This window comes from Kibdelosporangium banguiense (assembly GCF_017876405.1).
Lineage (GTDB): Bacteria > Actinomycetota > Actinomycetes > Mycobacteriales > Pseudonocardiaceae > Kibdelosporangium > Kibdelosporangium banguiense.
Map to the genome: position 1 here is coordinate 8,936,209 of NZ_JAGINW010000001.1, position 22,411 is coordinate 8,958,619.

A 22,411-nucleotide genomic window follows, 5' to 3' on the forward strand; every position below is an offset into this window, starting at 1 on the left:
CTCGATAGGTCGGGCGATCAGTGCACGCGAACGGGTTCCTGCCACGCGCCATGGTCGATGATGTGCGGATAGAGCGTGCTGGTGCTGGCAATGTTGAAGTCGCCGCCGAGAATCGACAACGGCACGGAGTGGGCGATTCGCAAACGTTGCCTTGACATCGACGTCAAGGGCTAGCGTGGCCACGGCGGCCCGTCGGGTCAACAGCACGTCGGTCACCAGTCGGCAGGAGCAATCACAATGAAGTTCGGGATCAGTTACAGCACGCCCTATTTCGGCGTCGACCCCGACAAAGTCGTGGCCTATGCGCAGCACGCCGAGGACTGTGGCTTCGAGTCGTTGTACATGCCAGAACACATCGCGCTGTACCGCGGCGCGAAAATCGGGCCCATGGAGCTGCCTCCGTCGCTGCCGTACGGTGATCCGCTGGATTGTCTGAACTTCGTCGCTGCTTCCACGCAACGCATCCTGCTTGGAACCGCGGTGTTGCTCCTGCCTTACCACCACCCGGTGGTCCTGGCCAAGCGCCTGGCGACCATCGATGTGCTGTCCAAGGGACGCATGCGGCTGCTGACCGTGGGTGTCGGCGCCCTGCCTGGCGAGGCTCAGGCGGTGGGGGTCGACTTCAGCACACGCGGCCGTCGTGCCGACGAGGCGATCGACGTGATGCGGCTGCTGTGGGCAGGTGGCGAAGACGGCGTCAGCTTCGACGGGGAGTTCTTCAGTTTTGACGGTCTATACAGCTTCCCGAAGCCCTACGGGGTCGCACACCTTCCGATCCACGTTGGCGGTTCGAGCCGGGCAGCCGCGCGCCGTGCCGGGCGACGCGGCAACGGCTACTTCCCAGGCGGGGCGCTCGCCCCGGACGAACGCCGCATCCAGATCGAACTTGCCAGGGCGACCGCGACCGAGGCAGGCAATAGCGCGGACACACTGGAGTACACCCGTTGGGGATCCATCGACATGTCCACCGACGCAGTCGAGGCACTCGCCGAGCAGGGCGTCACACGCATCGTCGTGAGCGCCACCACCGCCGACCGCGACCGGCAGCGCGATGAGATGTCCGCGTTCGCCGAGCGATTCGCCCTGACTCGATGACTACCAGGCAGATCGCACGAACCCCCGGTCTGACGTACTGATCCAGCCGAACCCGGAGCCGGCCACGTGCGGAGATGTCGATCCTGCAGCGGCGTGCTCGACCCACACTGTCATGCTTGATGAGCGGACGATGCTGGACGGAGCTGGAACTCAGCGGCTGGCGACAGCGTGGTGCCGCCGCTGACTAGTGACCGGTGGCCGTCGGCCCCGCGGGGTAGTCGAGGCCGATGGTCAGCAGGTCGAACGCTTGCCTGGTCAGCTCGGATTCCGGTGCTTGTTGGCCGGCCGCTCGCCAAGCGACGACTGCCGTCTGTACCGCGCAAAGCGCTACCGAGGCCACCAGGTAGGGCCGGGGGTCCGCGGCCGGGTCGACTCCCATTCGGGCGCCGATCAGGCGTGCCACCTCGTCGAACCGGGTGGTCGCCCGCTCGATACGCGCGGCCGTCAGCGCGGGGTTGACCGAGATCACGTTCTGCAGGCTATGGAAGCGCGTGTCGGTCTCGTACGTCCGCATGACTTCGACCGCGGCCGTCTGCATCGCGGTCAGCACCGGCAGGTCAGCCGGTTGCGCGGCGAACGCCTCGAGCACCGCCGTGATCTGTTCGTCCGCGAGGGCCAGCGCGACGTCCTCCTTCGAAGTGAAGTACCGGAAGAAGGTTCGCGATGAGACTTCGACCGATTCGGCGATCTGGTCGATGGTCGTGGCCTCGAAGCCGTGGGTGCAGAACAGCGCCTGGGCCGCGTCGATCAGCGCCTCCCGCGTCCGCTGCTTCTTCCGTTCCCGCAGGCCAAGCTTCTCCATGCCGGCCAGCATACGGCAATCACGTCATCGGCAGGCATTTGTCAGTTGACGACAGTTGTCACTGTTTGACAGTATTTTGGTCATGCCAAAGCCTCCCCCGCCGACGTCTCGTTACTGGCAGCTGCAGCGACAGCTGACGCGGCTCAACACGTTCCTGTTCCACAAAACCGGCGGCAAGGTGGGCGGCTCGTTCTTCGGCGGCGCACCCGTGCTGCTGCTCCACCATGTCGGCCGCAAGTCCGGCGAGGCCCGGATCAGCCCCTTGATCTACCTCGACGACTCGCCACGGCTGGTCGTCGTCGCATCGAAAGGCGGCGTGGACGCACATCCGGCGTGGTTCCACAATCTGATGGCGATGGCGACCACCGAGGTGGAGCTGCCCGGCGGCGAACGTCGGCGGGTCCGTCCGCGCGTCGCCGAGGGCGCGGAGCGGGCCCGCTTGTGGGAGCGAGCGGTGGCGATCTACAAGCCTTACGCGACCTATGCGACCTACACCGAGCGGACGATTCCCGTAGTCGTACTCGAACTCGCCGAGGCCACGCCGACCGAATAGGCACGCCCCGGCCACGTCGATCACCGAACCGGCCATCCCGCACCAACACCAACGGGCTCTGATGCACCTACCGCAAGCCCGACCCCGCCACGGCGAACAGCCCGAAGGCGACGTCGAGCACTGGGTGCCCCTCCGCGCTCACCTCGACGAGCTTCGCCACATACTCACACACCACACCGTGAACGCGCTCTCATGCCGCGACGGGCGGTGTGACTGAATCCGTCACCTCGAATGGATTCAGGCTCGGTTCTCTTTGGCTAGGTCGTCGATCATCTCGTGCAGCCGGTCCGTGTCCGTCATGTCAGCAAGCCTGTCCGGTCGTTGGAGACGCGCACAACGCCGTCCCCACTCCGCCATCTGGGTTGGTGTTCGGCGCGTCCGTGCCCAGCCTGAGAGGCCATGAAGCCCTCAGACCTGAACGACACGGTGTTGCGACTGGCGGCCCTGGCATACCTCGGCCGCTACACCGGTGTCTCGCGGACGCATTCGGAATCGGACCTGCGGATCTTCTTCGCCTGGTGCCAGGAGCGCGAGCTCACACCGCTGGCAGCAGAGCGAGCGCAGATCGAGCTGTACGTGCGCTGGATGCAGGAAGTCCGGCGGTTCAAGCCTTCCACGGTGTCGCGCAGGATATCGGTCGTTACCGGCTTCTACCGCACCTGCGTCATCGACACAGTGCTCGAGCACTCGCCGGCGGAGTATGTGCGGCGGTCGGGCGGGCGATCGACCGGGCCGTCGGCAAACGCGATCACGGCCCGATCCTGCTCAACCGGCGAGGCGTGCGGATGGACCGGCACTGCGCAACCCGGCGGCTACGCAGACTGGCCGAGGTGTCGGTGGTGCGGCTGCCGCGGATGCATCCGCGGATGCATCCGCACATGCTGCGCCATACCTTCGTGACCACCATGCTCGACGCGGGCGTCGACCTGCGGGACATGCAGATTGCGGCTCAGCATGTCGACCCGCGCACGACCATGCGCTACGACCGAGCACGCAAGAACCTTGACCGATACCCGAACTACATCCTCGCGGCATACATGGCATCTGCAACCTGACACCCGATGCACTGTCCTGCCGATGAGCCCACATTGCGATGACGACGGTGGGTGTTCATAGGAGGATATGTACGATACTGTATCGTACCTTGAGGAGGTCCGATGGTTCGCGGTATCGAGCGGGAGCAGGCGATCCTGGACGCGACGATCGCGTTGCTCGGCGAGGTCGGGTACGCGGCGCTGACCATGGATGCGGTGGCCGCGCGGGCCTGTGCCAGCAAGACCACGATCTACCGTCGGTGGAGCGGCAAACCCGAACTGGTCAGAGCAGCTTTGGACGCCTATGACACCGGTCCGGCCGACGCGCCGGACACCGGCACACTGCGCGGTGACCTACTGACGGCGCTGCAGGCGTCCGGCGCGCGGGTGGATGACCGGTACGCGGTCATGATGACCGGCTTGCTGCATGCCATGCGAGTCGAACCGGAACTGGCCGATCTCCTGCGGGCGCACGTGGCTGACGAGGAGCTGTCCCCGCTCAAGACGATCGTCGACCGGGCTGTGGGGCGTGGCGAACTGCCTGCCGGCACCACCTCGCACTTGGCGCACCAGGTAGCCGAGGGACAGCTCCTGCGACGAATGCTGCTGGGCGAGCCCCTGGACGACGACTACCTGGCCGGTCTGGTGGATGACCTGCTTGTTCCGTTGTTGACCCGCCGTTTCGAGCATGACTGAGGAGCTGTCGGTATGCCCAGTGTGAGAGCGCATCTGCTGTCGGTCTTGGTCAGGATGGGTCGTGTGCGCAACACGTTCGACGGCGCCGAACGGATCGGCCGGTCCGTCGCCTCCGATCGCACGAAGGGCCCAGCCACACCATCTGCGAAGTTCATGGCGCGTTTCTCGGTGCGGGAAACCGAGTTCGCCGGCCGCCGGGTCCACGTCGTCGGTCCCCGCAGCGGCCATGTCCGTCGGCGAGTGCTCTACCTCCACGGCGGCGGCTGGGTGCTGTCGATCTCCGACCCGCACTGGGGCATGGTGGGAAAACTGGCCGAGCGGCTGGACTGCTCGGTCACCGTGCCGATGTTCCCGTTGGCGCCCGAGCATCATGCCCGCGAGATGTTCGCCATGCTGCTGCCGCTCTACGCCAAGCTCGTAGCCGAGGCGAGCGTGGGCGGCCTGACCGTGATGGGCGACTCGACCGGTGGCAATCTGGCCCTCTCCTTGGTGATGCAAGCCAGGGCGCAAGGACTTCCCCAGCCCGACCGGCTCGTTTTGATTTCGCCCTGCCTGGACGTCGGCTTCACCGATCCCGCCACCGACGCGCTGGACCGCAAGGACCCGATCTCGCCCGCCCGCGGTGCACGAGAACTGGGTCGCATGTACGCCGGAGACTACGACCTGAGCGACCCGGTGGTCAGTCCGTTGTTCGGATCGCTGGACGGCCTGGCACCGATCGCGATCTTCACCGGCACCCGAGACATCCTCAACGCCGACGCCCATCGGCTGAAGCAGCTTGCAGCCGAGTCAGGCATCCCGCTGATCTGGCACGAGTACCCAGGCATGCTCCACGTCTGGCCGTTGTTCCCGCTGCCGGAGGCATCCCGCGCCCTCGATCAGATCACCACCTTCATCACCGAGCCAGCCGAGACAAGCATCCAGCCGTAGGTGGCCACCGGCCCGGCCAGGCAACCGGTCCGCCGATCAGCAGATGCTTCCATGGTTCTACGCTGGTTATGGAACGCACTCTTCTGCCGACGAGCGTGTGTTCGGCGTCCGTCAAAGGTCCGCGCCTGCTTCGGGCTGTCGCCGACGGGGACGCCGTCGAGACTCCAGGGCACTACGTGCCGCAGTTCACCGTCAGCCGCGCGTGAGACTGGCCACTCGCGTCGTGCACGTTGAACGTCCGCATCACTGCTCTAATGACAGATAGAGAAGTACGTACTAAAGTCATGCTTCATTATGAAGCACGTAGACAACGATGCGGAGGAGTTCGGTCGGGATCCGGACGACCTCCTGTTCGACCCGCGGGTCAGGAACGCGCTTGCCCAGTTCGCCCTCGGCGATGACACCGGCGTGCTGGAGGCGGCCGCGGCCATCCGTGCAGCCGCCCGGGGCCTGGAACGGCTGCGGTCTCGGGGGACGGACAGTCGTGGGCTCAGTCCGGGCGCGCTGGACATCCTGATTCGCCTCAGTGGGACCGAGGACGGAATCAGTATCAAGGACCTGGCCGGCTCCGCCGGGGTGAGCTCGAGGAATGTGACCGGCCTGGTTGACACCCTGGAACGAGGGGGGCTCGCCGTACGGGTCCCCGACCCACAGGACCGGCGTTCCGTGCTCGCCCGGATCACACCGTCCGGGCGGACGTGGCTCGAGGAGTTCCGACGGCCCACCCAGGCGGCCATGGCGGCCGTCTTCCGTGGGTTCACCCCCGCAGAGACGACCCTGCTGCGGCACCTGTGCCTGCGTGTTGTGGAAAACCAGCACCAGTTGGCCCGCTATGTGGAGGAACAGACATGATGACCAGCGCGACAACCCGGACTCGGGAGGCCGTCCAGGCCTATCACCAGGCGAGGTTCGCCGGGGACGTAGCCGCCGCGGCTGTCCGACTCGCCGGCACGTTCACCTTCCAGAGCCCGCTGATCAGCTCTGGCGACGCCAACGGCCACTTGGCCGGGCTCACCGGGTTCCTCCAGGTGGTCACCGGCGTGGAGATGATCAGCGAGTTGTACGGCGAGTCGGAGGCCACGCTCGTCTATGACGTGCACACCGCCACGCCGGTGGGTATCCAGCGCACCGCCGAACACTTCCGGCTGCGGGACGGCCGGATCGAGTCCATCACTCTGATCTTCGATGCCACACGCTGGCACCCGATCATGGCGGCAGCCGCACAAGCAGAGTCCGCATCCTGATCAAGTTGGTGACACATCCTCTTCTGCCGCATAGAGCGCTCGCTGCGACAACCACATCGACGAGGAATAATTCCGTCAGAAGCCGGCGAAAACGCGACGCAGATCGTCGAGCGTGATGCTGCCGTCGATGGTGACGCCGCTGTCGTAAGGGGCCTTGAGACGGCCGCTGATCAGCCGGACAAACGCTTCTGGCGGCCCGTTGAACGTCGCGGAAGGTGACTCCAGGTGGTCGACCACGGTGACCGCGTCGTCGATCACCAGACCGGCGCCTGGGATCGCGACGGACACCGGGCCGGCGAGTTCGGCCGGCTTCGCGAGGAAACCCAGCATGAAACTCACCGGCCCGGTCAGCAGGTCGACGAGCACCGCGGCCGAGTCGGCGTCCACTCCGGCGTGGGCGTCGAAGGCCACGCGCACGTCCCACGAATGGTTGGCCACCTCGTTGAGCCGCATGCCCAGGGCGGTCACCAACGGAACCGGCTCCGGCAGGAAGCCGAGATCGACGGTCAGCGACGGGCGCTGCTCGGGCGTGAGCGCCTCAACGGTGTCGAGCCAGCGGCTGTTGTACTCCAGGAAGCCCTCGGCCTGCGCTTGCGGCGCGGACGCGTCCCACCGTGCCCAGATCGTCTGGTTGTCCTCGGCCGCCACGGTCTCTCCGGCCGCCCGGGCAATCGGCGCGCGGCCGATCTCCGCGCCGCTACCAAGGTGGGAAAGGGCCTGGGCGACGGTCCATTCCGCGGCGCCGCTCGTGGTGGCCAGCTGGTCGTCGGTCAGGGTGCGGACGAGATCGGCAAGCGTGTCATGCTCAGAGCGGAGTGCGGTGATCGTGCGGTCTACGAGTTGGCTCATGCCACGGCCAACTTCCGAACGGACGCATCTGTTCCCCTGATCAATGCCTCACTGGCCCGTCCAGCGCAGGTCGCATCGCCGCCGATCTCCAGAGCGGCCAGATGTCTCCACCGGATGCGTCGACGGTCGCGGTCGACGCGCGCTCATGCTTGATATGCGGGTGATGAGGATGTGCTCGGCTACAGCTGACCCGGCACCTGTGGCAACCTCGCGAACCCTCCGGAGCACCCGTAGGGCACGTACCGGACCTGGACTGACCTGGGGATTGGTGTTCTGTGCTCAGGTCGACCTCACGAGAGGACCTGGCCTGACCTGCGGAAATGCTTGATCAGGTGAGTGCCCCCGGCGGGAGCACCAAAGGATGGGAACTGGGCTAACCAGCGGTTTTCTACAGGGACGTTGGTTGTGGAGGCCGGATTCGTGGTCGCGGCCACTGGTCGATCGCGTTCTAATTGACGGTGCGCGGCGGGTCTCCGTGGCGGCCAGAAGACGGCTGTGCTTGTTGCCAGGTCAGGATGTCCAAGATCGCTTTTGTCTGTTGTCGGGCGAGGCGAGCGGCGTCTTCACCGTCGACGATCTCGATCTCCACGACGACGTCCGGTTCGGTGCGATGCGACCGGCGGGCGCGTTCGCGTTGACGGTCCGGCAGGTCCTCAGCCGTGGACGGGCTTGCATCGTCTCCGTCCATGGCTCCATCCTCCACCCCATCAGACAGGTAGCCAACACTGGCACTTGTGGAATTCAGCGAACGTCCTCACATGCCGATGACGTTGTGATGTCGTTGATCGCAGGTCTATGAGCCTGCGCGACACCTCTTGAGCGGCTGCTCAATCTCTGGACTATCCTCGGATTTGAGCGAGTGCTCAAGAGAGAGTGGGGGTGTCATGACCGCCGTCCTTCCCAATCGTCTCCGTCGCCTTCGTGACCGCGGGTACAAGGTGGTCACCCGGATGCTGGCAGTGGCGCTGTTACCGGTGGCCTTCGTGATCGCGCCGCGTCGAGCTCGGCATGCGGCCTGTCAGTGGGCTCTGGCGGCGCGTTTCCCCGCCGAAGATCTCACCGGTCTGACGCCGGCGACCCGTGCGGCGTTCACGGCAGCGCGTACCCAGGCGTTGTGGCGGGGCGGTGAGTTGATCGGGCTCACCTCCGGATACCGGAACACCGGGGAGCAGGAACGTCTGTTCGCCGAGGAAGTCCGCCGGAGCGGATCACCAGCGGCGGCCAGGTTGCGGGCGCTGCCGCCACACGAGTCCCGGCACGTCACGGGGACCGCACTTGACGTGCGGCCAGCCGAGGGCGCGCGCTGGCTGGAGAACCACGGGCCGCGATATCACCTCTACCGGGTGTACGACAACGAGTGGTGGCATTTCGAGTATCGGCCCGACGGCCCGCCGCAGCGCCTGCCTCATCCCGGCGCGGTGCTCGCCGACCACCAGGAGCCTCTACGGTGATGCCGTGGCCGACACCCGACAACGCCTGATCGACGGCGCGATCGAGACGATCCGCACACACGGCTTCACCGGCACCTCAGCGCGGAGTATCGCGGCCACCGCCGGGGTCAACCAGGCGCTGGTCTTCTACCACTCCGGCACCGTCCATGACCTGCTCCAGGCCGCGTGCCTCGCCGCGACCCAGGCCAGGGTCGCACCGTTTGTCGAACGCCTCGACCAGATCACCGACCTGCGGCAGTTGCTCGCGCTCGGCCGTACCCTGCACACCGAGGAACGCGCCGAGGGCAACGTCACCGTGCTGGCCCAGATGCTTGCCAGCGCCCAAGCCGACCCCAAGCTCGCCGAAGCCACCGCGGCGGCCCTGCAGCTGTGGATCAACCCGGTCGAGCACGCCCTGACGAGGTTGTTGGCCGACTCCCCGGTGGCCGAGGTGATCGACACGGCGGGCCTCGCACGTGCGGCGAGTGCCGGGTTCGTCGGACTGGAACTTTACGAGGGCGTCGACCCGGACGGGGCCCACGCTGCCCTGGACGCACTCGACCGGCTGGCCGCACTCATCGAGGTGGTAGACGACCTCGGGCCGGTCGCACGCCGCGCACTGCGCAGCAAACTCCGCAGAACAACGACGAACGTGCGGTAGTGCGAGCAAAGGACCACAGACTTCGTCGTGACCTCGCAGCACCCCATCAGTGCTCGTGATGCCGCTGTTGATCACCTACAACGTCCGCACATGCCGCTGATCGAGCGCTCGAATTGATCATGTCCGCTCAACATCCGCACATGCCACTGATCGCGTGCCGCGAAGTGATCGATAAGCAGCTCGTTCTTGGATCACGTCGTTGATCTCAGGTGCGGCGATTTGCTCGCAGGAGCGCGATGCCCAGCGACGTCGCGCTGTGCAGGACTGAGCTTCCTTGCCGATACGTGGCGATGATTCCGGCTTCCCGCAACACATTGGTATGACGGCTGACAGACGACGGTGCGACACCTAGCCGCTTGGCGAGCTCAGTGGTCGTCGCGCCTTCTCGGATCGCGGCGAGCACAGCGAAGCGCGTACCTCCCAGCAGCGCTGATAGAGCCCTCCCGGGAATGCAGTTACTGTAGCGTCGACCTGGCGCTTGCCCGCATAGTCGTGGTTGACCGGATAAACCAGGGTCGGTGGCAGATCGGGGTCGGCCAACGCTACGGGCACTCGCCGACAGAAGTAGGACGGCACAAATCGCAGGCCACGGCCGCGCAGGTGCAGGTCGCGGTGGACGTCGTACTGGACCTTGAGCACAGGCGGCTGCCACTGCATCAGCGGTCGCATGCCGTGCAGTAGCCCGTCCACCCCGCTGTCAAGCATTGTTCTGGCCCGGTAGGCGCAGTCCATGTCGACAGCCGCCTCGATGGTGTCGGTGTAGGGCTCGATCGCGTTCCGGTAGTAGTCGATCAACGAGTGTCCTATGTCCCCCAACAACTCCCGATCCCCCTCGGCCAGAGACCGAGTCCAACTGGGCAGACGCGCGGTCTGCGACAGGAGGTGAAGTTCGTGCCGGATCCTGCCGGATGGAGTGGCGCGGATCGCCTCGACGGCCGGTACGAGTCCGAGCGCACCCTCGGGTGGTGTGAGGAAGTCCGGGAAGTAGGGACCCAGCGGGCTGAGCACCGTGAGAACTCGTAAGCCGGATGCAATGGCCGGGTCTGCGATGTCGTGCCGGACCCGTCGTGCCCACGGCAGGAACACCAGGGCTTTGTCTCGCTCGCGCAGCCTGAGCCGGCTGAACACCATCTCCCAGAGCGGATCCGCCGACCTGGCCACACATGTGCGCCGTAGATCCTCGGCGCTGAAGTGAATTCGCAGCACTGCGCCCCCTTGCACCTGCTCTCCCGCTGCTGACATCGCAGTGGCGCAATCGGCCGTTCCGGGCCGGCGTGTGTTTTCGTTTGCCACATCGAGGAACAGGGCCGAGACCAGCACTTTTTCGCTGGTGCGCAAAGGGCATGTCCGGCAGCGTCGGCATGTGAAGAATCCTGATGCCCAGGTTCGCATCAAATCTTGTGGGGAGGAGCAACAATGCGAATGAAGAGACTCATGGCTGCCGTGCTCATGCTGCTGGGGTCGTTCGTCCTGGCGGCGGGGACCGCATCGGCAGACTCGAAGCCGCCTGCCGCGGTCCAGGTCGTCGCGACTCAGGTTGTCGCGCCGGCGGCGTGGGAGTGCAGTGTCGGTGACTTCTGTGCGTGGACTGGCCTGGACGGGACCGGTTCCCGCTGTGCCTGGACAAACGCGGATTCGGACTGGCTTGGTGGATCCGTCAGGTGTTCGTGGGCCGGTACATCGCGTGTGCAGTCCTACTGGAACCGTGGGACCAACACCAGTTTCCGTGGCGTCAAACTGTACCTGAGCGTCAACCACAACGACTTGGCTTACTGCGCCCCGCAGGGAACGTCATGGAACGTACTCGATGGCGGGACCTTCCTACGGTCGCACCAGTGGGGCAACTGGGTCCCCAACACCTGTGGTCCCTGACATCCGTGACTGCACCCGCCGCGAGCTGGCACCTCCGGTCGCGGCGGGTGGCGATCAGTGGAGCAGTCGTCACAAGCCCGGCGGTTACAGGATCACATCAACCGTCTCGAAGCGGAGTGCGCCGAAGGTCGATCATGCTACGTATCAAGATGCACTCTTCTGCCGAGAGGCGTATGACGCCAACTCAGCCCATTACCGGCCCGGTGAGCAGATGGCTCCCAAGTTGGGTGAGCGTGTGGTGCATGCGGTGACGTTCCCTGGTGCTGGCTATGAGTCCGGCGCGGCGCAGCACGGAGGCGTGCTCGCTCGCGGAGGACAGGGACACTCCTGCACAGCGTGCCAACTCGCTGGTGGTACGGGGCTCTAGGAGTGCCTGCAGGACTGCCGCCCGGGAGTGGCCGAGTAGCGGCGCCAGCCTGGCACCCGGTGCAGCGGGAGCCTCGTGACGGGGCAGTCGGGCGGGGTAGACCAAGACCGGCCACAGGTCCTCGTCCAGAAGGGCCACCGGCGTGTCGCGGCAGAAGTACGAAGGCACGAGCAGCAGTCCGCGCCCCTCCAGGTGCACGTCTCGTTCGACGGGGTAATCGGCGGACAGGACCGGGGACTGCCAGCGCAGCACGGGCGCGTAAGTACGCAGCATCTCTTCGGTGCCGAGGCGGCTCTGGGTTTCGGTCCGGTGCCGCCGGTCGCACTCGATACGGGAGGCGATGTCCGGCCAGGCGGGCTCAAGGACGGAAGCGTGGTATTCGCGCAGGGCCCGCCCCAAGCGGTGCAGGATGCTCACTTCGCCGTCGGCCAGTTGCCGGGCCCAGGGAGGCAACCGATTGTGGGTCGACAGCAGCCCGAGTTCGGTGCGCAGTTGGCGACGCGGAGTGGCGAGCACAGCGTCGATCCCGCACTCCAGCCCGCCCGACGCCTCGGCGGGAGTGAGGAAGTCCGGGAAGTAGCCGCGCGATGGCATCAGCGGTGACAGCATCCGCAGCACGCGGGCACCGCGCGCGCACCTGCGGCGCCGCCACTCGTTGAGCACCGGTTCCCGCCTCGTCTCGCGGAGTTGGTGCAGGCTCAAGACGGTTTCCCACAATGGATCCGGGTCCTCGGCGACCCTGGTGCGGGCCAAGTCTCCGGCGCTGAAATGGATACGCAGCACGGCTTCCCCCTATTGTCCGCCACGGCGTTTCTGCGACCAATGCATGCCCCGGCCGTTCTGACGAGCCGGAGCATTACTGCCCCTTTTCTGGGACCATAGTGGTGAGAACTGCAATTCTCAAGCGGTGTGGGCGAGGCGGATGCTGAAACCGTTTTCCAGACACGGGTGTTGGACGAGGAAAGACCATGCCTGACCCAATACGCGCTCATGTGGTCGCGGTCCCCGATGCATTGTTCTATACCTATAGCGTCCACGCAGTGACGCCGCGACACAGCGGGGGTGCCGCTGAGGCGGCTGGCTCTCTATCAGTGGCCTCGTGGACGGTGGCGAGGTCCGTATGGCGGGCGCTCGACCTGGTGTGGGCCTGCGCTGGCCCGCGACCGAACCGCGGTCGTCAAGCACCCCGTGCACCTGGAGCCAGACCTAGTTTCGGCCAGCTCCGAAACTGGTGGACCGGCCCCGGCTTGTGCTTTTAGCTTCCCCGGCAACGTAAATCACTCTCACAGGGGAAGGCGCACATGAAAAAGTCAAAAGCCGCCGCGATGCTCGCCGCCGTCACGCTCAGCACGGCCGGGGTAGGGCTGATGACGATGTCTGCCGCCCAGGCATCGCCTGCTGAGACGTCGTCGACCGGACCGGCTGCATCAGAGGCACCGACCGTCAAGAGGGACGTTCTCGAGGGGAAGCACGCCACCGTCTTCCAGGGCGACGACTGGGCATACTTCAACTTTGAGAAAAAGACGGTGAAGGTCTGCGACAAAGAAAACGACGATCGCGCGGTCTACGCGTACCTGAGGCACCGCAACGACCTGGACGCCGATGTCCTCTACGACAACACCAAGGGCTGCACGACCCACAACATCAGCTCGAAGGGGGCGTACAGGTACATCACGGTGTGCGAGTCGGCGTGGGGGCCGGACTGGTGCCGCCAACCGGTGGTGTACATGCGGTGACGCACGGGCAAGGGGCAGGAACGCGGCGCGCTCCGGAGGTCTCCACCAGATGTCCGCTCATGCCGCCGAGCGGTAGTTCAGGAACGCGGCAGCGGCCCAACGAACCGCGTAATAACCCGTTTCACGTCTGCGCTGGTGTCGGTGGTCCCACGACTGGCGACATGGTGGTCCCTCGGTCTTATCAAACGACAGATCGAAGCCACTCCAGCCGATGGGCGGTCAGCTCTCCACGGGCTACGGCCACGTCTGTCGAGGGCCACGCTACGTAACCGGGCGCGCGGCCAGACAACTCCCCGCCAACTGGCCGCCGGCGGGGAGTTCCAACTGGCCACCAACACCCGCCGACGGCTTCGACGGGATCGTCGACCTGGTCGGCGGCACCTCGCTGCGGACGGTCGCTCCGCTGGCCCGGGATCCCCGTAACGTCATCGCCGTGGGTGAGATGCGGTGCCCGATCTCGGTGGGCGTTTCGTCGAGCGCTGCCTCGTCCGCGAGAACCTGGAGCGATCCGCCCGGCTGGCCCTCGGCGGACTCCTCGCCCCCCGTGATCACCGCGGTCCACCCGCTCTCCGACGCCCCGGCTGCCCTCGCCACCGTCGAGAACGGCCACACCTCAGGCAAGGTGATCATCAAGGTGGCATGAGGAGCGCCCGGCCGCCCGACGCCCGTCAACCGTCCACAACAGACGGATGTGCACAACAAAACCCAGGCTCGCCATGGACTTCTGGCCGGATCCGGACTGGTACCGGGCCGCGCAATGGCTACCGCAAACGGATCCGCGGCATCGAGCGGAGTTTCCGTGTCGCCGGGCAGTACTCACACCCGTCGCGTCGTGGGCGGCGGACCATGTCTCACTCACGCCGCAGGGGCCGCGAGCGAAGACCGAACCGGACATCCCGGGTGGTTATTCCGCTGGCTGGCGGTAGCCGAGCCGTCCGCGGGTGCCGATCAGGACCAGTACCGCGGTGACGGCCGCGCCTGCGGCCATGGCCTGCATCGCCTTGTCAGTGTCGATGCCGGGGAACGTCTCCGACCACATGACCGAGGCGAAGTTGTTGGCACTGACGTGCAGCAGCATCGCCAGCGGCAGGCTCTCCCCGGTGCGATTGAACACCCACGTCATCACCACGTTGAACGCGACGCAGAACACCGCGAACGCGACCGGGCGGGTCCAGTCCGCGTCCGGCCAGCCACCCCACTCGGTCAGGAACAACGGCAGGTGCCAGACCGCCCACAATGGACCGAGGATCATCGTTCCGGCCAGCGGGCCGAACTTGCGCTGCATGCGCGGCAGCGCGAAATCCCGCCAGCCCGGTTCCTCGGCAAGGCCGGTAGTCATCATCTGGAGCAACAGGGCAGGCACGTAGGCGGCGAGCGCCATCATCGAGGGCGCGGCGATCTGCCCACCGGAGAACGCCAACCCGGTGACCAGCATCGCCGCCGGCACACCGAGCAGGGTGATGGCGTACCAGTGCCAGCGAACCCGCCAGCGCCACATCCGGCTGACCCACCGCCGCAACCCCGCCCGCCCGTCGGCGATCGCGGTGACCAGCAGCGCCGAGGTGATGGGGCCGAGATAGGCGCCGGGCAGCACACCGGTCAGCTGGGTGCTCCCGAGAAACTCCGGGAGCCGGTAGGCCCACCAGCCGAGCCCGTCCTGCGAAAGGACGTAGGGCATCCAGGCCAGCCAGCTCAACAGGTTGGCGAGCAGGAAGAAGCTCAGCAACGGATGGCGGCGCACCACCCCGCGCACGCCACCGGCACCAGGGGGATCCGGCGGCCGGGGACCGGGGTCGGTGAGCGGCGGGGTGTGGTTCGAAGTCGTCATGGCCGCAATCCTGCGCACGCGCGAAGTCCGTCACGAGCGGCAAACGACCGAAGCTCCCGGGTGCCATCCAAAGATGCAACATCCCGGTCTCAGAGCACGCGCTCCGGGCCGGGTACGGCGACGACGCGGTTCTGGTAGGCCCACACAACGGCCTGGAGCCGGGAGGTCACGCCGAGCTTGGGCAGCATCCGGGCCAGGTGCGACTTGATCGTCGACACCTCCACGACCAGAGTACGGGCGATGTCGTCGTTGGACATTCCCTCCGCGAGCAGCAACAGGATGTCGTGCTCGCGCGGGGTGAGCAGCTCCTCGACCCGTCGCCCGGCCACCGGCTGCAGCCGGCGCCGGTGCACGAACTCGCGCAGGATGCGCCGGGTCAGCGTCTGGTCGATCGTGCCCCGTCCGGCGGCCACCTGCCGGACCGCGTGCACGATGTCATCCGGTTCGGAATCCTTGAGCAGAAACCCGGAGGCCCCGGCCTCCAGCGCGCCGAACACGTAGTCGTCGAGGTCGAAGGTCGTGAGCACGAGCACCGGCACCTGGGGGTCGGCATGTGGCGCGCACAGCTCCCGCGCCACGTCGATGCCACTGCGGCCGGGCATCCGGATATCGAGGCAGGCGAGGTCGGGCACCAGCTCACGCGCCATGGTCAGTGCCCGCGCCCCGTCACAGGCGACGCCGACGACCTCGATGTCCGGCTCGGCGGTCAGCAGTGCCGTCAAGCCGGTGCGCACCAGGGGTTGGTCATCGGCGATGAGCACGCGGATCAAGGGGGGACCTCCGGAAGGCTCGCGGGCGCGCACATCGTACTGACCGTCTCCCCGAGCGGAAGTCTCAGCCGCACCTCCCAGCCACCCTCCGGAGTGGGGCCGTGGTCGAGATCGGCGCCGACCAGCTGGGCCCGCTCGGCCATGCCCACCAGGCCGAACCCGCCACCCGGACCCGGGTCGGGGCTGGTGGGCACGCCGTTGCGCACGCTGATCGTGAGCCGCCCCTCGCGTGGCGCGCCGACCTCGACCGTGCAGGGCGCACCCGGTGCGTGCGCCGCGGCGTTGGCCAGTGACTCCTGCACCATCCGGTAGGCGACCAACTGGGCCAGCGGCCCCGGCTCCTCCCAGCACGGCGGCATGCACAGCTCGATCTCGGCGCCCGCCGCCCGCCGGGCCTCGACGAGCCCGGCCAGCGCGTCGAGGGTCTCCACCGGACGGACCCCATCGGTCTCCTCACGCAGCAGACCGACCAGCCGTCGCAGGTCGGCGAGCACGGCACGGCTCTGCTCCCGGATCTGGGCCACCGAGTGCCTGGCCGTGGCGGGACTGGTGTCGATCTGCCGGGCAACCACCGCGGCCAGCATCGCGATACCGGACAGGTGATGGGCGGCGATGTCGTGGAGCTCCCGCGACAACGCCGTGCGCTGCCGCGAGATCGCCGCCTGCAGGAGCGCATCCTGCTCCCGGCGCAGAGCCGCCAGCTCCAGCCGACGCGCCTCATGCGCGTCCCGCCGCGCCGCAAGCACCGAACCAACCAGCAGCGGCAGCCCGATCACCAGCAAGGCCTGCAACGCCGCACTCATCCCGGCCGCGCCCACCCCGGACGCGCCGCGGGCACCCGCGGTAACGAACTGTCCGGTGAGTAGTAACCCCGCCGCGGCAAGCAAAGGCGCCCACAACGGCCGCGCCGGACGGGCTGTGACGGCGACGAACACCGACACCAGCACAGCGATGGCGGTGAGCGTGAACGCCGATCCCGGTGCCACTGGAACCAGCACCAACGCCACGGCGGTCACCCCGGGCAACACCACCGCGGGGGCCCTACCGGCCCAGGCGACCATCACGGCCTGCACCAGCAGCACCGTCATGACGGCCCACCATGCGGCTCCACCAGGGCTGGGCACCGGCCCGAGGTCGGGGTCGGCCTCGGCCGCGCTGGGCAGAAACAGCAGCATGCCGATCGCCGCCACACCACTGCCAAACGCGGCAACCAGACGCGGAGGCCAGGACCTATGTGATGGCGAGGTAACGGGAACCATGTCGGCCTCCACGGATCGCTGACGAACAGTATCTGCCCACGCTCCCTGCCGTCCTCGCGAGCAGCCGACGCCACGGTCCGGCGGGCGGTGACCTGCCCATGATCGATCACGGCGGTACGCCACCCGCCGCCACCGGCCCCGTTTGCACCAAAAGTAGGAGACGACCGGCTTTCGCCTTTTTGCCGATGTGCCAGCTGCCCACGGCCTGCCAAGGTGGATCTTGTCGGACAGCGGCCAGACTGCCCGCAGGCCTAGGAAGGAACGAGGCATGGTCAGCGGCAACCGCCCACCCGAAACCACCGGCACGATTGCTGAAGACGCGGCACCTCGCGGGTTGCCCACGGGCTCGCGTGGGCTCTGCTGACTCTGGCCGCTGCGGCCAACACCGGCACGACCCCGGTCTCAATGTCAGTCGCTGTCGGGTGGTCTTGGGAGTCGTCGCGCTTGGCCTGACAGCACTCCTGGCGCACGACGACCACCGATGACGCACTCGACGCAGCACATAAGCCCGCTGATGACGTGCTCCCTCTCTTTCCTGCGTCAACCAAGGGTTTCGCTGGCAACGGGGCACCCGAGAAGTAGTTCAGCATTCTCCGCGCCGTCGCGCCAGCGGAAGTTAGATGACAATACTGTTCGAAAACTGGAGGTTCACATGGGAAAAAGTGCCTTGTTCGTGGCGGGCGCGGCGCTTTGCTTGACCCTGTCGGGTGCGGTGCTCGCACCCGCCGCGCTGGCCGCGTCGGCGAACGCGCCCTCGGCCGGAGTCATGTCGGTCTGCAGCAACGCCAAGCGGGACGCGAGGGCACTTCTCGGCGCAATCGGGCGACCGACCGGTTCGGATGACGCGGGATTCCTCTACAACGAGATGCTGTGGGTCCGCAACAACCTGGGTGGCCAGGTCAGGCAGACGGCCACCAATCTCGCCAGGGCAATAGCTGCGCACTGCTAAGGCAGTTTTGGTACGCCCGCGCGGATGAACTCATCCGCGCGGGCGTACGCCGAACATCTGCGAGGGCTCGTGCGACGTACGTGACATGAACGACGTCGAGGTGCCCGCTTCGTCGCACCGCAGTGACGGCCGGTCGCGAACCGCCGGTCGTCAATAAGGAACACCGCTCGGGACAGCCGTATCGGCGGAGCCGGGCAAGAGTTCACGTCGACAGCTCGACTCGGTGAGGCTGTGGGTCGGTCGTGCCGCGGATCACCAGTTTCGGATCGAGGACCGTCTCTGCGGGCCGGGCGGTGCATTTTAGCCGGGCGATGGTTACGCGGACCGCGTGTTCGACCAGGCCCGTGGTGTTTTGGCAAACGGTCGTCATGTCGATGTGGGGCAGGCGGCTGTCGCTCGTAGTCGGCCACCGAGATGTCACGTGGCAGCTCCATGTTCGCCTAGGTCAGGGTAGTTGATCTGTGCAGGTCGGGCAGCATTTTTGGCGAGCGTTAGTGTTGCGGCGTATCGAGTGCTCCGTGAGCAACGGAGCCCAATCGGAGACCGCTATGGGCCCGCGTGTGCCCCCTACGGGCCACCACAGGCAGCTTCGATGAGCTCGTTGACCAGCTTGGCGGCCAGGGTGCCCAGTGCGATGAGCAGATGTGACTCGCCGATGCCGGAGTCGCCGATCAGGCAGAGCGGCAGTCCTTTCTCGACCCAGTCGCAGGCGGCGAGGGTGTGGACGACGGTGGCGTCGACGTTGGGTTTTGTCGTCGACCTGGTCAAACTGCTCGTCGCCCCCGTCCACATCGAGAACGGTGCACTACACGAATGGGGAGGGCCCGACCGCGAGGTAGGCGATCGCGTCCGCGATCTCCTCCGCCGAGGCCGGCCGGCGCGGGCGCAGCGAGCGCGTCGAGGTTGCCGCCCATCGCGTCGGTGCCCTCGGTGCGGGTTGCCCCGGACTACCAGCGTTTACCCGCTCACCCCGAACCAGCCGTCACCGGCTTCTACCGCACCTGCGTCATCGACACCGTGCTCGAGCACTCGCCGGCGGAGTATGTGCGGCGCCCGGTGGTGCCCAGCGAATCGCCCACACTCGGCCTGTCGCATCTCCAATTCGAGGCGCTGCTGACCGCCGCGCGGGAATCCGTCAACCGGTTCGACTTCGCCTTGGTGGCGATGCTGGGCCTGCTGGGCTTACGGGTGTTCGAAGCCTGCGCCGCGGACATCAACGACGTCGGCGAGGAACACGGGCACCGCGTTCTGCTCGTGGTCGGCAAGGGCGGCAAGGTCGTGCTGGTGCCGTTGCCGCCGGCGGTCGGGCGGGCGATCGACGGGGCCGTCGGCGAACAAGACCACGGTCCGATCCTGCTCAACCGGCGAGGCGTGCGGATGGACCGGCACTGCGCAACCCGACGGCTGCGCAGGCTGTCTGAGGTATCGGTGGTACGGCTGCCACGGATGCATCCACACATGCTGCGCCACACCTTCGTAACCACGATGCTCGACGCGGGCGTCGACCTACGGGACGTTCAGATTGCCGCTCGGCATGCCGACCCGCGCACGACCATGCGCTACGACCGAGCCCGCAAGAACCTTGATCGACACCCGAACTACATCCTGGCGGCGTACATGGCACCCGCAACCTGACATGGATGCACTGTCTTGCCGCATACCGGTCGTTCGGGAACGCGGCGGCCGCCGATGAACAGCGTGATAACCCGTTCCACTTCTGCGCGGGTGTCGGTGGTCCCACGACTGGCAAACACGGTGGTCCCTCAGCAGTGGCAAACGACACCGGGGCCGAGGCGTCACGGAAGCGCATGCCGACGAAGACGTTGAACGACACCACATCCAGTGTCCCCATCGGCCCTCCGGTCAGCGGCATCTGGCGCGATCCGGCACGAACCTGGCGCTGATGCGCACCCCTGCGCAGCGGTGGCTGGGCCAGTCTGACGGCGCAGCTATCACTGGGAGGGAAGCATATGTTTCGAAGGCTGTTGTCACTGGGGCTGATGGGCCTTTTCCTGGCCTCGGTCGTGTCGGTTCCGGCCGCGGCATCGGCGACCGAAGCCGTGGCCAAGGCGGATGTGGGGATCCTGTCGAAGACGGTCCCGAACTGTGACGGACGTTGGGAGGAGTTCCGGCGAAACGGCAACATTCTGGAGCACAGATGGCAGTACTCCGCCGGTGGATCGTGGAGCGGCTGGGCGAGTCTCGGCGGTGTCTCCATCTCATCGCCGTGGAACGAATTCCTCAGCGATGGGCGAGCCAGGGTCTGCCGATTCGACATCGGCTTCGTCGGCTACTGCCGCACGCAGAGTGCCCCTGGCCAGGGCCCATGGACCGCGTGGGCACGGGCATGACGCACAACTGCTGGACGGGCCATCACGACTGGCCCGTCCAGCAGTTTCACTGCCTTTGTGGCCGTAGCTGCGCCATTGTTGCGTTGGTTGGGGGCGAGAGGTGTCACATGGGCGGCGGTCACGCTCTGTGGTAACGAATAGGGTGTCCACAACCGTAGCAACAGTGGGATACCGCCGCCTTGAATGCTTCATTCGTCGAGAGAGCCGAGGCTCGATGGAACCGCTTCGACCGTCGCCGACGAGACCTCGTTCTCGATGTCGCGGCGGTCCTGACCTGGGCAGGGCCGGCTGTCGCGGCGAGCCTGGGCACCAGCGATCTGTGGTGGGCGGGCTGTGCTGTGGTCCTGCTCATGGTCAGAAGGCTTGTGCCGTCAGCTGTGCTACTCGGAGTCACCTCGATCCACTTTCTTATGTGGAGTGGGGTGCTGCCGGTGCTTATATGCGCTGCGTACACGGTCGGGACGCGGGCCAGGGTGCTGCCGGGGGCGTTGGCGGTGCTTGGGGCGTCCTTCGCGGTCGCCTCCGCTGAGTGGGAGGACTCCGATGTCTTCGAAAGTCTGACCTCCGCGGGGTTTCAGGTTCTGTTCCCGGCTCTGCTCGGTGCGTATGTCCGCCGGTCGCATCAGGTTGCCGCGGCGTATCGGGACCGGGCGACCGCCCTGCAGCGGGAGCAGGAACTGGTCGCTGAGCAGGCTGTGACGCGCGAGCGTGGCAGGATGGCGCGTGAGATGCACGATGTCCTGGGGCACAAGCTGAGCATCATCACATTGCACGCGGGACGGCTCGAACTCGTTGGCCCATCGGATGATCAGACGGCTCACCTGCTCGGCTCGACCAGCCGCGCCGCCTTGGATGATCTCCGGCAGATCGTCGGTGTCCTCGACTCGCAGCCGGTTCCCCGCGCGCCACAGCTGATGACGCTGCCAGAGCTCATCGACTCCTCCCGGCGCGCGGGCGTATCTGTCAAGTCGACAGTGGACAGTGGGATCGACGCCCTGCCACCGGACGTGTCCGGCGCCGTGCATCGGATCGCCCGGGAGGCCCTGACCAACGTGCACAAACACGCGGGACTGGTCGACGTCGTGGTCGAATTCCACATCGAGGCAGACCGATCGCGGCTGCTGATCCGCAACAGCCCGCCCGCATGCCCGCCGAGCACCCGCGGCACCGGTTCGGGGCGGGGCCTTGGATCACTCGCCAGGCAAGCACGGGAACTGGGCGGGCGCCTGCACTGGGGACCGACAGCTGACGGCGGCTTTCTGGTGACCGCCGCGTTCGCAACCGAGGAAAGGGGCGGCGGCCAATGATCTCCGTCTGCATCGTTGACGACGAGCCGCTGGTCAGGTCCGGGATCCGGGGTGTGCTGGAGACAGCCGAGGACATCAAGGTGCTCGGCGAGGCGTCCAACGGAACCCAGGCGCTGCAACTGGTCGAGCACCATCGGCCTGACGTGCTGCTGATGGACATCCACATGCCTGGTGTGGACGGGCTCGCGGTGACCGAGGCGATCTGCAGGCGCATGCCCACGACGGCCGTCGCCATGCTGACCACGTTCGCGTTCGACAAATACGTTCATCGTGCACTCTCCGCCGGAGCGGTCGGTTTCCTGCTCAAGGACATGCCACCGCGGGCACTGATCGACGCCGTCCGGTCGGTGGCGGCCGGGGACGCGTTCCTGTCGCCGCGGGTGACCCGCTCGGTGCTGGCGAAATTCACCAGCCACGACCCACTGCGGGCCGAGCAGGCACGCGCGCGATTGACTGCCCTGACCGGCAAGGAAAACGACGTCCTGCGCTGGCTGGCGCAAGGTCTGTCCAACTCCGAGATCGCCCGCTGCGGCGACATGAGTGAAGGCTCGGTCAAAGCGCACGTCAGCCGGATGTTCGTCAAACTGGACTGCACCAACCGTGTGCAGCTCGCCATGATCGCATACGACGCAGGCTACACAGCCTGAAGGACCCGCAGATCCGCTCACAGTCGGATCT

The 22,411-nt window shown here is 66.7% G+C and carries 30 protein-coding genes; 18 read left to right on the forward strand and 12 right to left on the reverse strand.

All coding sequences use genetic code 11. The annotated features are described in order from the left end of the window. Positions 1 to 17: 17 nt before the first annotated feature. Entirely contained in the window at positions 18 to 158 is a 141-nt protein-coding gene (locus tag JOF56_RS40570; RefSeq protein ID WP_209644860.1) for a hypothetical protein, read from the reverse strand. Between the two features lie 79 nt (positions 159 to 237). On the opposite strand from JOF56_RS40570, the gene JOF56_RS40575 reads away from it, so the two are divergent. Beyond that, positions 238 to 1,095, forward strand: a complete 858-nt coding sequence (locus tag JOF56_RS40575; RefSeq protein WP_209644862.1) for a TIGR03619 family F420-dependent LLM class oxidoreductase — start codon at positions 238 to 240, stop codon at positions 1,093 to 1,095. Positions 1,096 to 1,279: 184 nt separating this feature from the next. Here the strand turns inward: JOF56_RS40575 and JOF56_RS40580 are convergent, their stop codons facing one another. Beyond that, entirely contained in the window at positions 1,280 to 1,897 is a 618-nt protein-coding gene (locus JOF56_RS40580) for a TetR family transcriptional regulator (protein WP_209644864.1), read from the reverse strand. Between the two features lie 82 nt (positions 1,898 to 1,979). On the opposite strand from JOF56_RS40580, the gene JOF56_RS40585 reads away from it, so the two are divergent. The 7 genes from JOF56_RS40585 to JOF56_RS40615 all read left to right on the forward strand — a co-directional run bounded on the left by JOF56_RS40585 (position 1,980) and on the right by JOF56_RS40615 (position 6,354). Continuing rightward, positions 1,980 to 2,450 carry a nitroreductase/quinone reductase family protein gene (locus JOF56_RS40585; RefSeq protein WP_209644866.1) on the forward strand — a complete coding sequence of 157 codons (471 nt, stop codon included), beginning with the start codon at positions 1,980 to 1,982 and terminating at the stop codon, positions 2,448 to 2,450. Positions 2,451 to 2,968: 518 nt separating this feature from the next. After that, positions 2,969 to 3,505 carry a tyrosine-type recombinase/integrase gene (locus JOF56_RS40590; RefSeq protein ID WP_209644868.1) on the forward strand — a complete coding sequence of 179 codons (537 nt, stop codon included), beginning with the start codon at positions 2,969 to 2,971 and terminating at the stop codon, positions 3,503 to 3,505. A 102-nt stretch (positions 3,506 to 3,607) separates the two neighbouring features. Then, positions 3,608 to 4,180, forward strand: coding sequence for a TetR/AcrR family transcriptional regulator (locus JOF56_RS40595; RefSeq protein WP_209644870.1), 573 nt, complete (start codon positions 3,608 to 3,610; stop codon positions 4,178 to 4,180). Between the two features lie 12 nt (positions 4,181 to 4,192). Then, entirely contained in the window at positions 4,193 to 5,110 is a 918-nt protein-coding gene (locus tag JOF56_RS40600; RefSeq protein WP_209644871.1) for an alpha/beta hydrolase fold domain-containing protein, read from the forward strand. Between the two features lie 68 nt (positions 5,111 to 5,178). Then, positions 5,179 to 5,316 (forward strand): hypothetical protein, encoded by a 138-nt coding sequence (locus tag JOF56_RS40605; protein ID WP_209644873.1) that lies wholly within the window; start codon positions 5,179 to 5,181, stop codon positions 5,314 to 5,316. 88 nt (positions 5,317 to 5,404) lie between these two features. Next, a complete protein-coding gene (locus JOF56_RS40610) occupies positions 5,405 to 5,962 on the forward strand; it encodes a MarR family winged helix-turn-helix transcriptional regulator (protein WP_209644875.1) in 558 nt (185 codons plus the stop codon). After that, on the forward strand, positions 5,962 to 6,354 hold the full coding sequence (locus JOF56_RS40615; RefSeq protein WP_209644877.1) for a hypothetical protein: 393 nt from the start codon (positions 5,962 to 5,964) through the stop codon (positions 6,352 to 6,354). The genes JOF56_RS40610 and JOF56_RS40615 overlap by 1 nt, the downstream gene beginning before the upstream one ends. Before the next feature lie 75 nt (positions 6,355 to 6,429). Here JOF56_RS40615 and JOF56_RS40620 read toward each other — a convergent pair whose 3' ends face one another. Together JOF56_RS40620 and JOF56_RS40625 are read right to left on the reverse strand one after the other, a co-directional pair. After that, positions 6,430 to 7,203, reverse strand: a complete 774-nt coding sequence (locus JOF56_RS40620) for a maleylpyruvate isomerase family mycothiol-dependent enzyme (protein ID WP_209644878.1) — start codon at positions 7,201 to 7,203, stop codon at positions 6,430 to 6,432. Between the two features lie 448 nt (positions 7,204 to 7,651). Continuing rightward, on the reverse strand, positions 7,652 to 7,891 hold the full coding sequence (locus JOF56_RS40625) for a hypothetical protein (RefSeq protein ID WP_209644880.1): 240 nt from the start codon (positions 7,889 to 7,891) through the stop codon (positions 7,652 to 7,654). Between the two features lie 196 nt (positions 7,892 to 8,087). Between JOF56_RS40625 and vanY-N the strand changes: the two genes are divergently transcribed. Together vanY-N and JOF56_RS40635 are read left to right on the forward strand one after the other, a co-directional pair. Next, positions 8,088 to 8,654: a D,D-peptidase/D,D-carboxypeptidase VanY-N gene (vanY-N, locus tag JOF56_RS40630; protein ID WP_209644882.1), complete on the forward strand. Its 567-nt coding sequence runs from the start codon at positions 8,088 to 8,090 to the stop codon at positions 8,652 to 8,654. 4 nt (positions 8,655 to 8,658) lie between these two features. Then, positions 8,659 to 9,294, forward strand: a complete 636-nt coding sequence (locus tag JOF56_RS40635; RefSeq protein WP_209644883.1) for a TetR/AcrR family transcriptional regulator — start codon at positions 8,659 to 8,661, stop codon at positions 9,292 to 9,294. Between the two features lie 205 nt (positions 9,295 to 9,499). Here the strand turns inward: JOF56_RS40635 and JOF56_RS60870 are convergent, their stop codons facing one another. Next, complete coding sequence (locus JOF56_RS60870) at positions 9,500 to 9,697, reverse strand: ArsR/SmtB family transcription factor (RefSeq protein ID WP_209644884.1); 198 nt, start codon at positions 9,695 to 9,697, stop codon at positions 9,500 to 9,502. Continuing rightward, complete coding sequence (locus JOF56_RS40645; RefSeq protein ID WP_209644886.1) at positions 9,643 to 10,500, reverse strand: ArsR family transcriptional regulator; 858 nt, start codon at positions 10,498 to 10,500, stop codon at positions 9,643 to 9,645. The genes JOF56_RS60870 and JOF56_RS40645 overlap by 55 nt, the downstream gene beginning before the upstream one ends. 210 nt (positions 10,501 to 10,710) lie before the next feature. Between JOF56_RS40645 and JOF56_RS40650 the strand changes: the two genes are divergently transcribed. Continuing rightward, the gene (locus tag JOF56_RS40650; RefSeq protein WP_209644888.1) at positions 10,711 to 11,166 is read left to right on the forward strand and encodes a peptidase inhibitor family I36 protein; all 456 of its coding nucleotides are present in this window, start codon (positions 10,711 to 10,713) and stop codon (positions 11,164 to 11,166) included. Between the two features lie 184 nt (positions 11,167 to 11,350). Here the strand turns inward: JOF56_RS40650 and JOF56_RS40655 are convergent, their stop codons facing one another. Next, positions 11,351 to 12,316, reverse strand: a complete 966-nt coding sequence (locus JOF56_RS40655; protein ID WP_209644890.1) for an ArsR/SmtB family transcription factor — start codon at positions 12,314 to 12,316, stop codon at positions 11,351 to 11,353. 518 nt (positions 12,317 to 12,834) lie between these two features. On the opposite strand from JOF56_RS40655, the gene JOF56_RS40660 reads away from it, so the two are divergent. After that, positions 12,835 to 13,269 (forward strand): hypothetical protein, encoded by a 435-nt coding sequence (locus JOF56_RS40660; protein WP_209644892.1) that lies wholly within the window; start codon positions 12,835 to 12,837, stop codon positions 13,267 to 13,269. Between the two features lie 211 nt (positions 13,270 to 13,480). Beyond that, complete coding sequence (locus JOF56_RS40665; protein ID WP_245378579.1) at positions 13,481 to 13,912, forward strand: MDR/zinc-dependent alcohol dehydrogenase-like family protein; 432 nt, start codon at positions 13,481 to 13,483, stop codon at positions 13,910 to 13,912. 261 nt (positions 13,913 to 14,173) lie between these two features. Here the strand turns inward: JOF56_RS40665 and JOF56_RS40670 are convergent, their stop codons facing one another. The 3 genes from JOF56_RS40670 to JOF56_RS40680 form a co-directional block, all read right to left on the reverse strand. Further along, complete coding sequence (locus JOF56_RS40670) at positions 14,174 to 15,097, reverse strand: CPBP family intramembrane glutamic endopeptidase (protein ID WP_209644894.1); 924 nt, start codon at positions 15,095 to 15,097, stop codon at positions 14,174 to 14,176. Positions 15,098 to 15,186: 89 nt separating this feature from the next. Then, complete coding sequence (locus JOF56_RS40675) at positions 15,187 to 15,858, reverse strand: response regulator (RefSeq protein WP_307855814.1); 672 nt, start codon at positions 15,856 to 15,858, stop codon at positions 15,187 to 15,189. A 5-nt stretch (positions 15,859 to 15,863) separates the two neighbouring features. Beyond that, positions 15,864 to 17,042: a sensor histidine kinase gene (locus JOF56_RS40680; RefSeq protein ID WP_209644909.1), complete on the reverse strand. Its 1,179-nt coding sequence runs from the start codon at positions 17,040 to 17,042 to the stop codon at positions 15,864 to 15,866. Between the two features lie 736 nt (positions 17,043 to 17,778). Between JOF56_RS40680 and JOF56_RS40685 the strand changes: the two genes are divergently transcribed. Continuing rightward, positions 17,779 to 18,075, forward strand: coding sequence for a hypothetical protein (locus JOF56_RS40685; protein ID WP_209644911.1), 297 nt, complete (start codon positions 17,779 to 17,781; stop codon positions 18,073 to 18,075). 202 nt (positions 18,076 to 18,277) lie between these two features. On the opposite strand, the gene JOF56_RS40690 is transcribed toward JOF56_RS40685, so the two are convergent. Both JOF56_RS40690 and JOF56_RS40695 read right to left on the reverse strand, forming a co-directional pair. Next, positions 18,278 to 18,496, reverse strand: coding sequence for a hypothetical protein (locus tag JOF56_RS40690; RefSeq protein WP_209644913.1), 219 nt, complete (start codon positions 18,494 to 18,496; stop codon positions 18,278 to 18,280). Positions 18,497 to 18,642: 146 nt separating this feature from the next. Further along, entirely contained in the window at positions 18,643 to 18,843 is a 201-nt protein-coding gene (locus JOF56_RS40695; protein WP_281065558.1) for an ATP-binding protein, read from the reverse strand. 162 nt (positions 18,844 to 19,005) lie between these two features. Here JOF56_RS40695 and JOF56_RS40700 point away from each other — a divergent pair, with 162 nt between their 5' ends. The 4 genes from JOF56_RS40700 to JOF56_RS40715 all read left to right on the forward strand — a co-directional run bounded on the left by JOF56_RS40700 (position 19,006) and on the right by JOF56_RS40715 (position 22,380). Beyond that, positions 19,006 to 19,710: a tyrosine-type recombinase/integrase gene (locus JOF56_RS40700; RefSeq protein WP_307855474.1), complete on the forward strand. Its 705-nt coding sequence runs from the start codon at positions 19,006 to 19,008 to the stop codon at positions 19,708 to 19,710. A gap of 335 nt (positions 19,711 to 20,045) precedes the next feature. Next, positions 20,046 to 20,426, forward strand: coding sequence for a DUF8189 domain-containing protein (locus JOF56_RS40705; RefSeq protein WP_209644915.1), 381 nt, complete (start codon positions 20,046 to 20,048; stop codon positions 20,424 to 20,426). A gap of 179 nt (positions 20,427 to 20,605) precedes the next feature. Continuing rightward, positions 20,606 to 21,733, forward strand: coding sequence for a sensor histidine kinase (locus JOF56_RS40710; RefSeq protein ID WP_209644917.1), 1,128 nt, complete (start codon positions 20,606 to 20,608; stop codon positions 21,731 to 21,733). After that, positions 21,730 to 22,380, forward strand: a complete 651-nt coding sequence (locus JOF56_RS40715; RefSeq protein ID WP_209644919.1) for a response regulator — start codon at positions 21,730 to 21,732, stop codon at positions 22,378 to 22,380. The genes JOF56_RS40710 and JOF56_RS40715 overlap by 4 nt, the downstream gene beginning before the upstream one ends. The last annotated feature ends 31 nt before the right edge of the window (positions 22,381 to 22,411 follow it).

What these genes read in the sequence shown, in the direction of transcription:
- JOF56_RS40570 (WP_209644860.1), bottom strand. Translation starts at nt 158, where the DNA reads ATGTCAAGGCAACGTTTGCGAATCGCCCACTCCGTGCCGTTGTCGATT.
- JOF56_RS40575 (WP_209644862.1), top strand. Translation starts at nt 238, where the DNA reads ATGAAGTTCGGGATCAGTTACAGCACGCCCTATTTCGGCGTCGACCCC.
- JOF56_RS40580 (WP_209644864.1), bottom strand. Translation starts at nt 1,897, where the DNA reads ATGGAGAAGCTTGGCCTGCGGGAACGGAAGAAGCAGCGGACGCGGGAG.
- JOF56_RS40585 (WP_209644866.1), top strand. Translation starts at nt 1,980, where the DNA reads ATGCCAAAGCCTCCCCCGCCGACGTCTCGTTACTGGCAGCTGCAGCGA.
- JOF56_RS40595 (WP_209644870.1), top strand. Translation starts at nt 3,608, where the DNA reads ATGGTTCGCGGTATCGAGCGGGAGCAGGCGATCCTGGACGCGACGATC.
- JOF56_RS40600 (WP_209644871.1), top strand. Translation starts at nt 4,193, where the DNA reads ATGCCCAGTGTGAGAGCGCATCTGCTGTCGGTCTTGGTCAGGATGGGT.
- JOF56_RS40605 (WP_209644873.1), top strand. Translation starts at nt 5,179, where the DNA reads ATGGAACGCACTCTTCTGCCGACGAGCGTGTGTTCGGCGTCCGTCAAA.
- JOF56_RS40610 (WP_209644875.1), top strand. Translation starts at nt 5,405, where the DNA reads ATGAAGCACGTAGACAACGATGCGGAGGAGTTCGGTCGGGATCCGGAC.
- JOF56_RS40615 (WP_209644877.1), top strand. Translation starts at nt 5,962, where the DNA reads ATGACCAGCGCGACAACCCGGACTCGGGAGGCCGTCCAGGCCTATCAC.
- JOF56_RS40620 (WP_209644878.1), bottom strand. Translation starts at nt 7,203, where the DNA reads ATGAGCCAACTCGTAGACCGCACGATCACCGCACTCCGCTCTGAGCAT.
- JOF56_RS40625 (WP_209644880.1), bottom strand. Translation starts at nt 7,891, where the DNA reads ATGGACGGAGACGATGCAAGCCCGTCCACGGCTGAGGACCTGCCGGAC.
- vanY-N (WP_209644882.1), top strand. Translation starts at nt 8,088, where the DNA reads ATGACCGCCGTCCTTCCCAATCGTCTCCGTCGCCTTCGTGACCGCGGG.
- JOF56_RS40650 (WP_209644888.1), top strand. Translation starts at nt 10,711, where the DNA reads ATGCGAATGAAGAGACTCATGGCTGCCGTGCTCATGCTGCTGGGGTCG.
- JOF56_RS40660 (WP_209644892.1), top strand. Translation starts at nt 12,835, where the DNA reads ATGAAAAAGTCAAAAGCCGCCGCGATGCTCGCCGCCGTCACGCTCAGC.
- JOF56_RS40665 (WP_245378579.1), top strand. Translation starts at nt 13,481, where the DNA reads ATGGGCGGTCAGCTCTCCACGGGCTACGGCCACGTCTGTCGAGGGCCA.
- JOF56_RS40670 (WP_209644894.1), bottom strand. Translation starts at nt 15,097, where the DNA reads ATGACGACTTCGAACCACACCCCGCCGCTCACCGACCCCGGTCCCCGG.
- JOF56_RS40680 (WP_209644909.1), bottom strand. Translation starts at nt 17,042, where the DNA reads ATGCTGCTGTTTCTGCCCAGCGCGGCCGAGGCCGACCCCGACCTCGGG.
- JOF56_RS40685 (WP_209644911.1), top strand. Translation starts at nt 17,779, where the DNA reads ATGGGAAAAAGTGCCTTGTTCGTGGCGGGCGCGGCGCTTTGCTTGACC.
- JOF56_RS40705 (WP_209644915.1), top strand. Translation starts at nt 20,046, where the DNA reads ATGTTTCGAAGGCTGTTGTCACTGGGGCTGATGGGCCTTTTCCTGGCC.
- JOF56_RS40715 (WP_209644919.1), top strand. Translation starts at nt 21,730, where the DNA reads ATGATCTCCGTCTGCATCGTTGACGACGAGCCGCTGGTCAGGTCCGGG.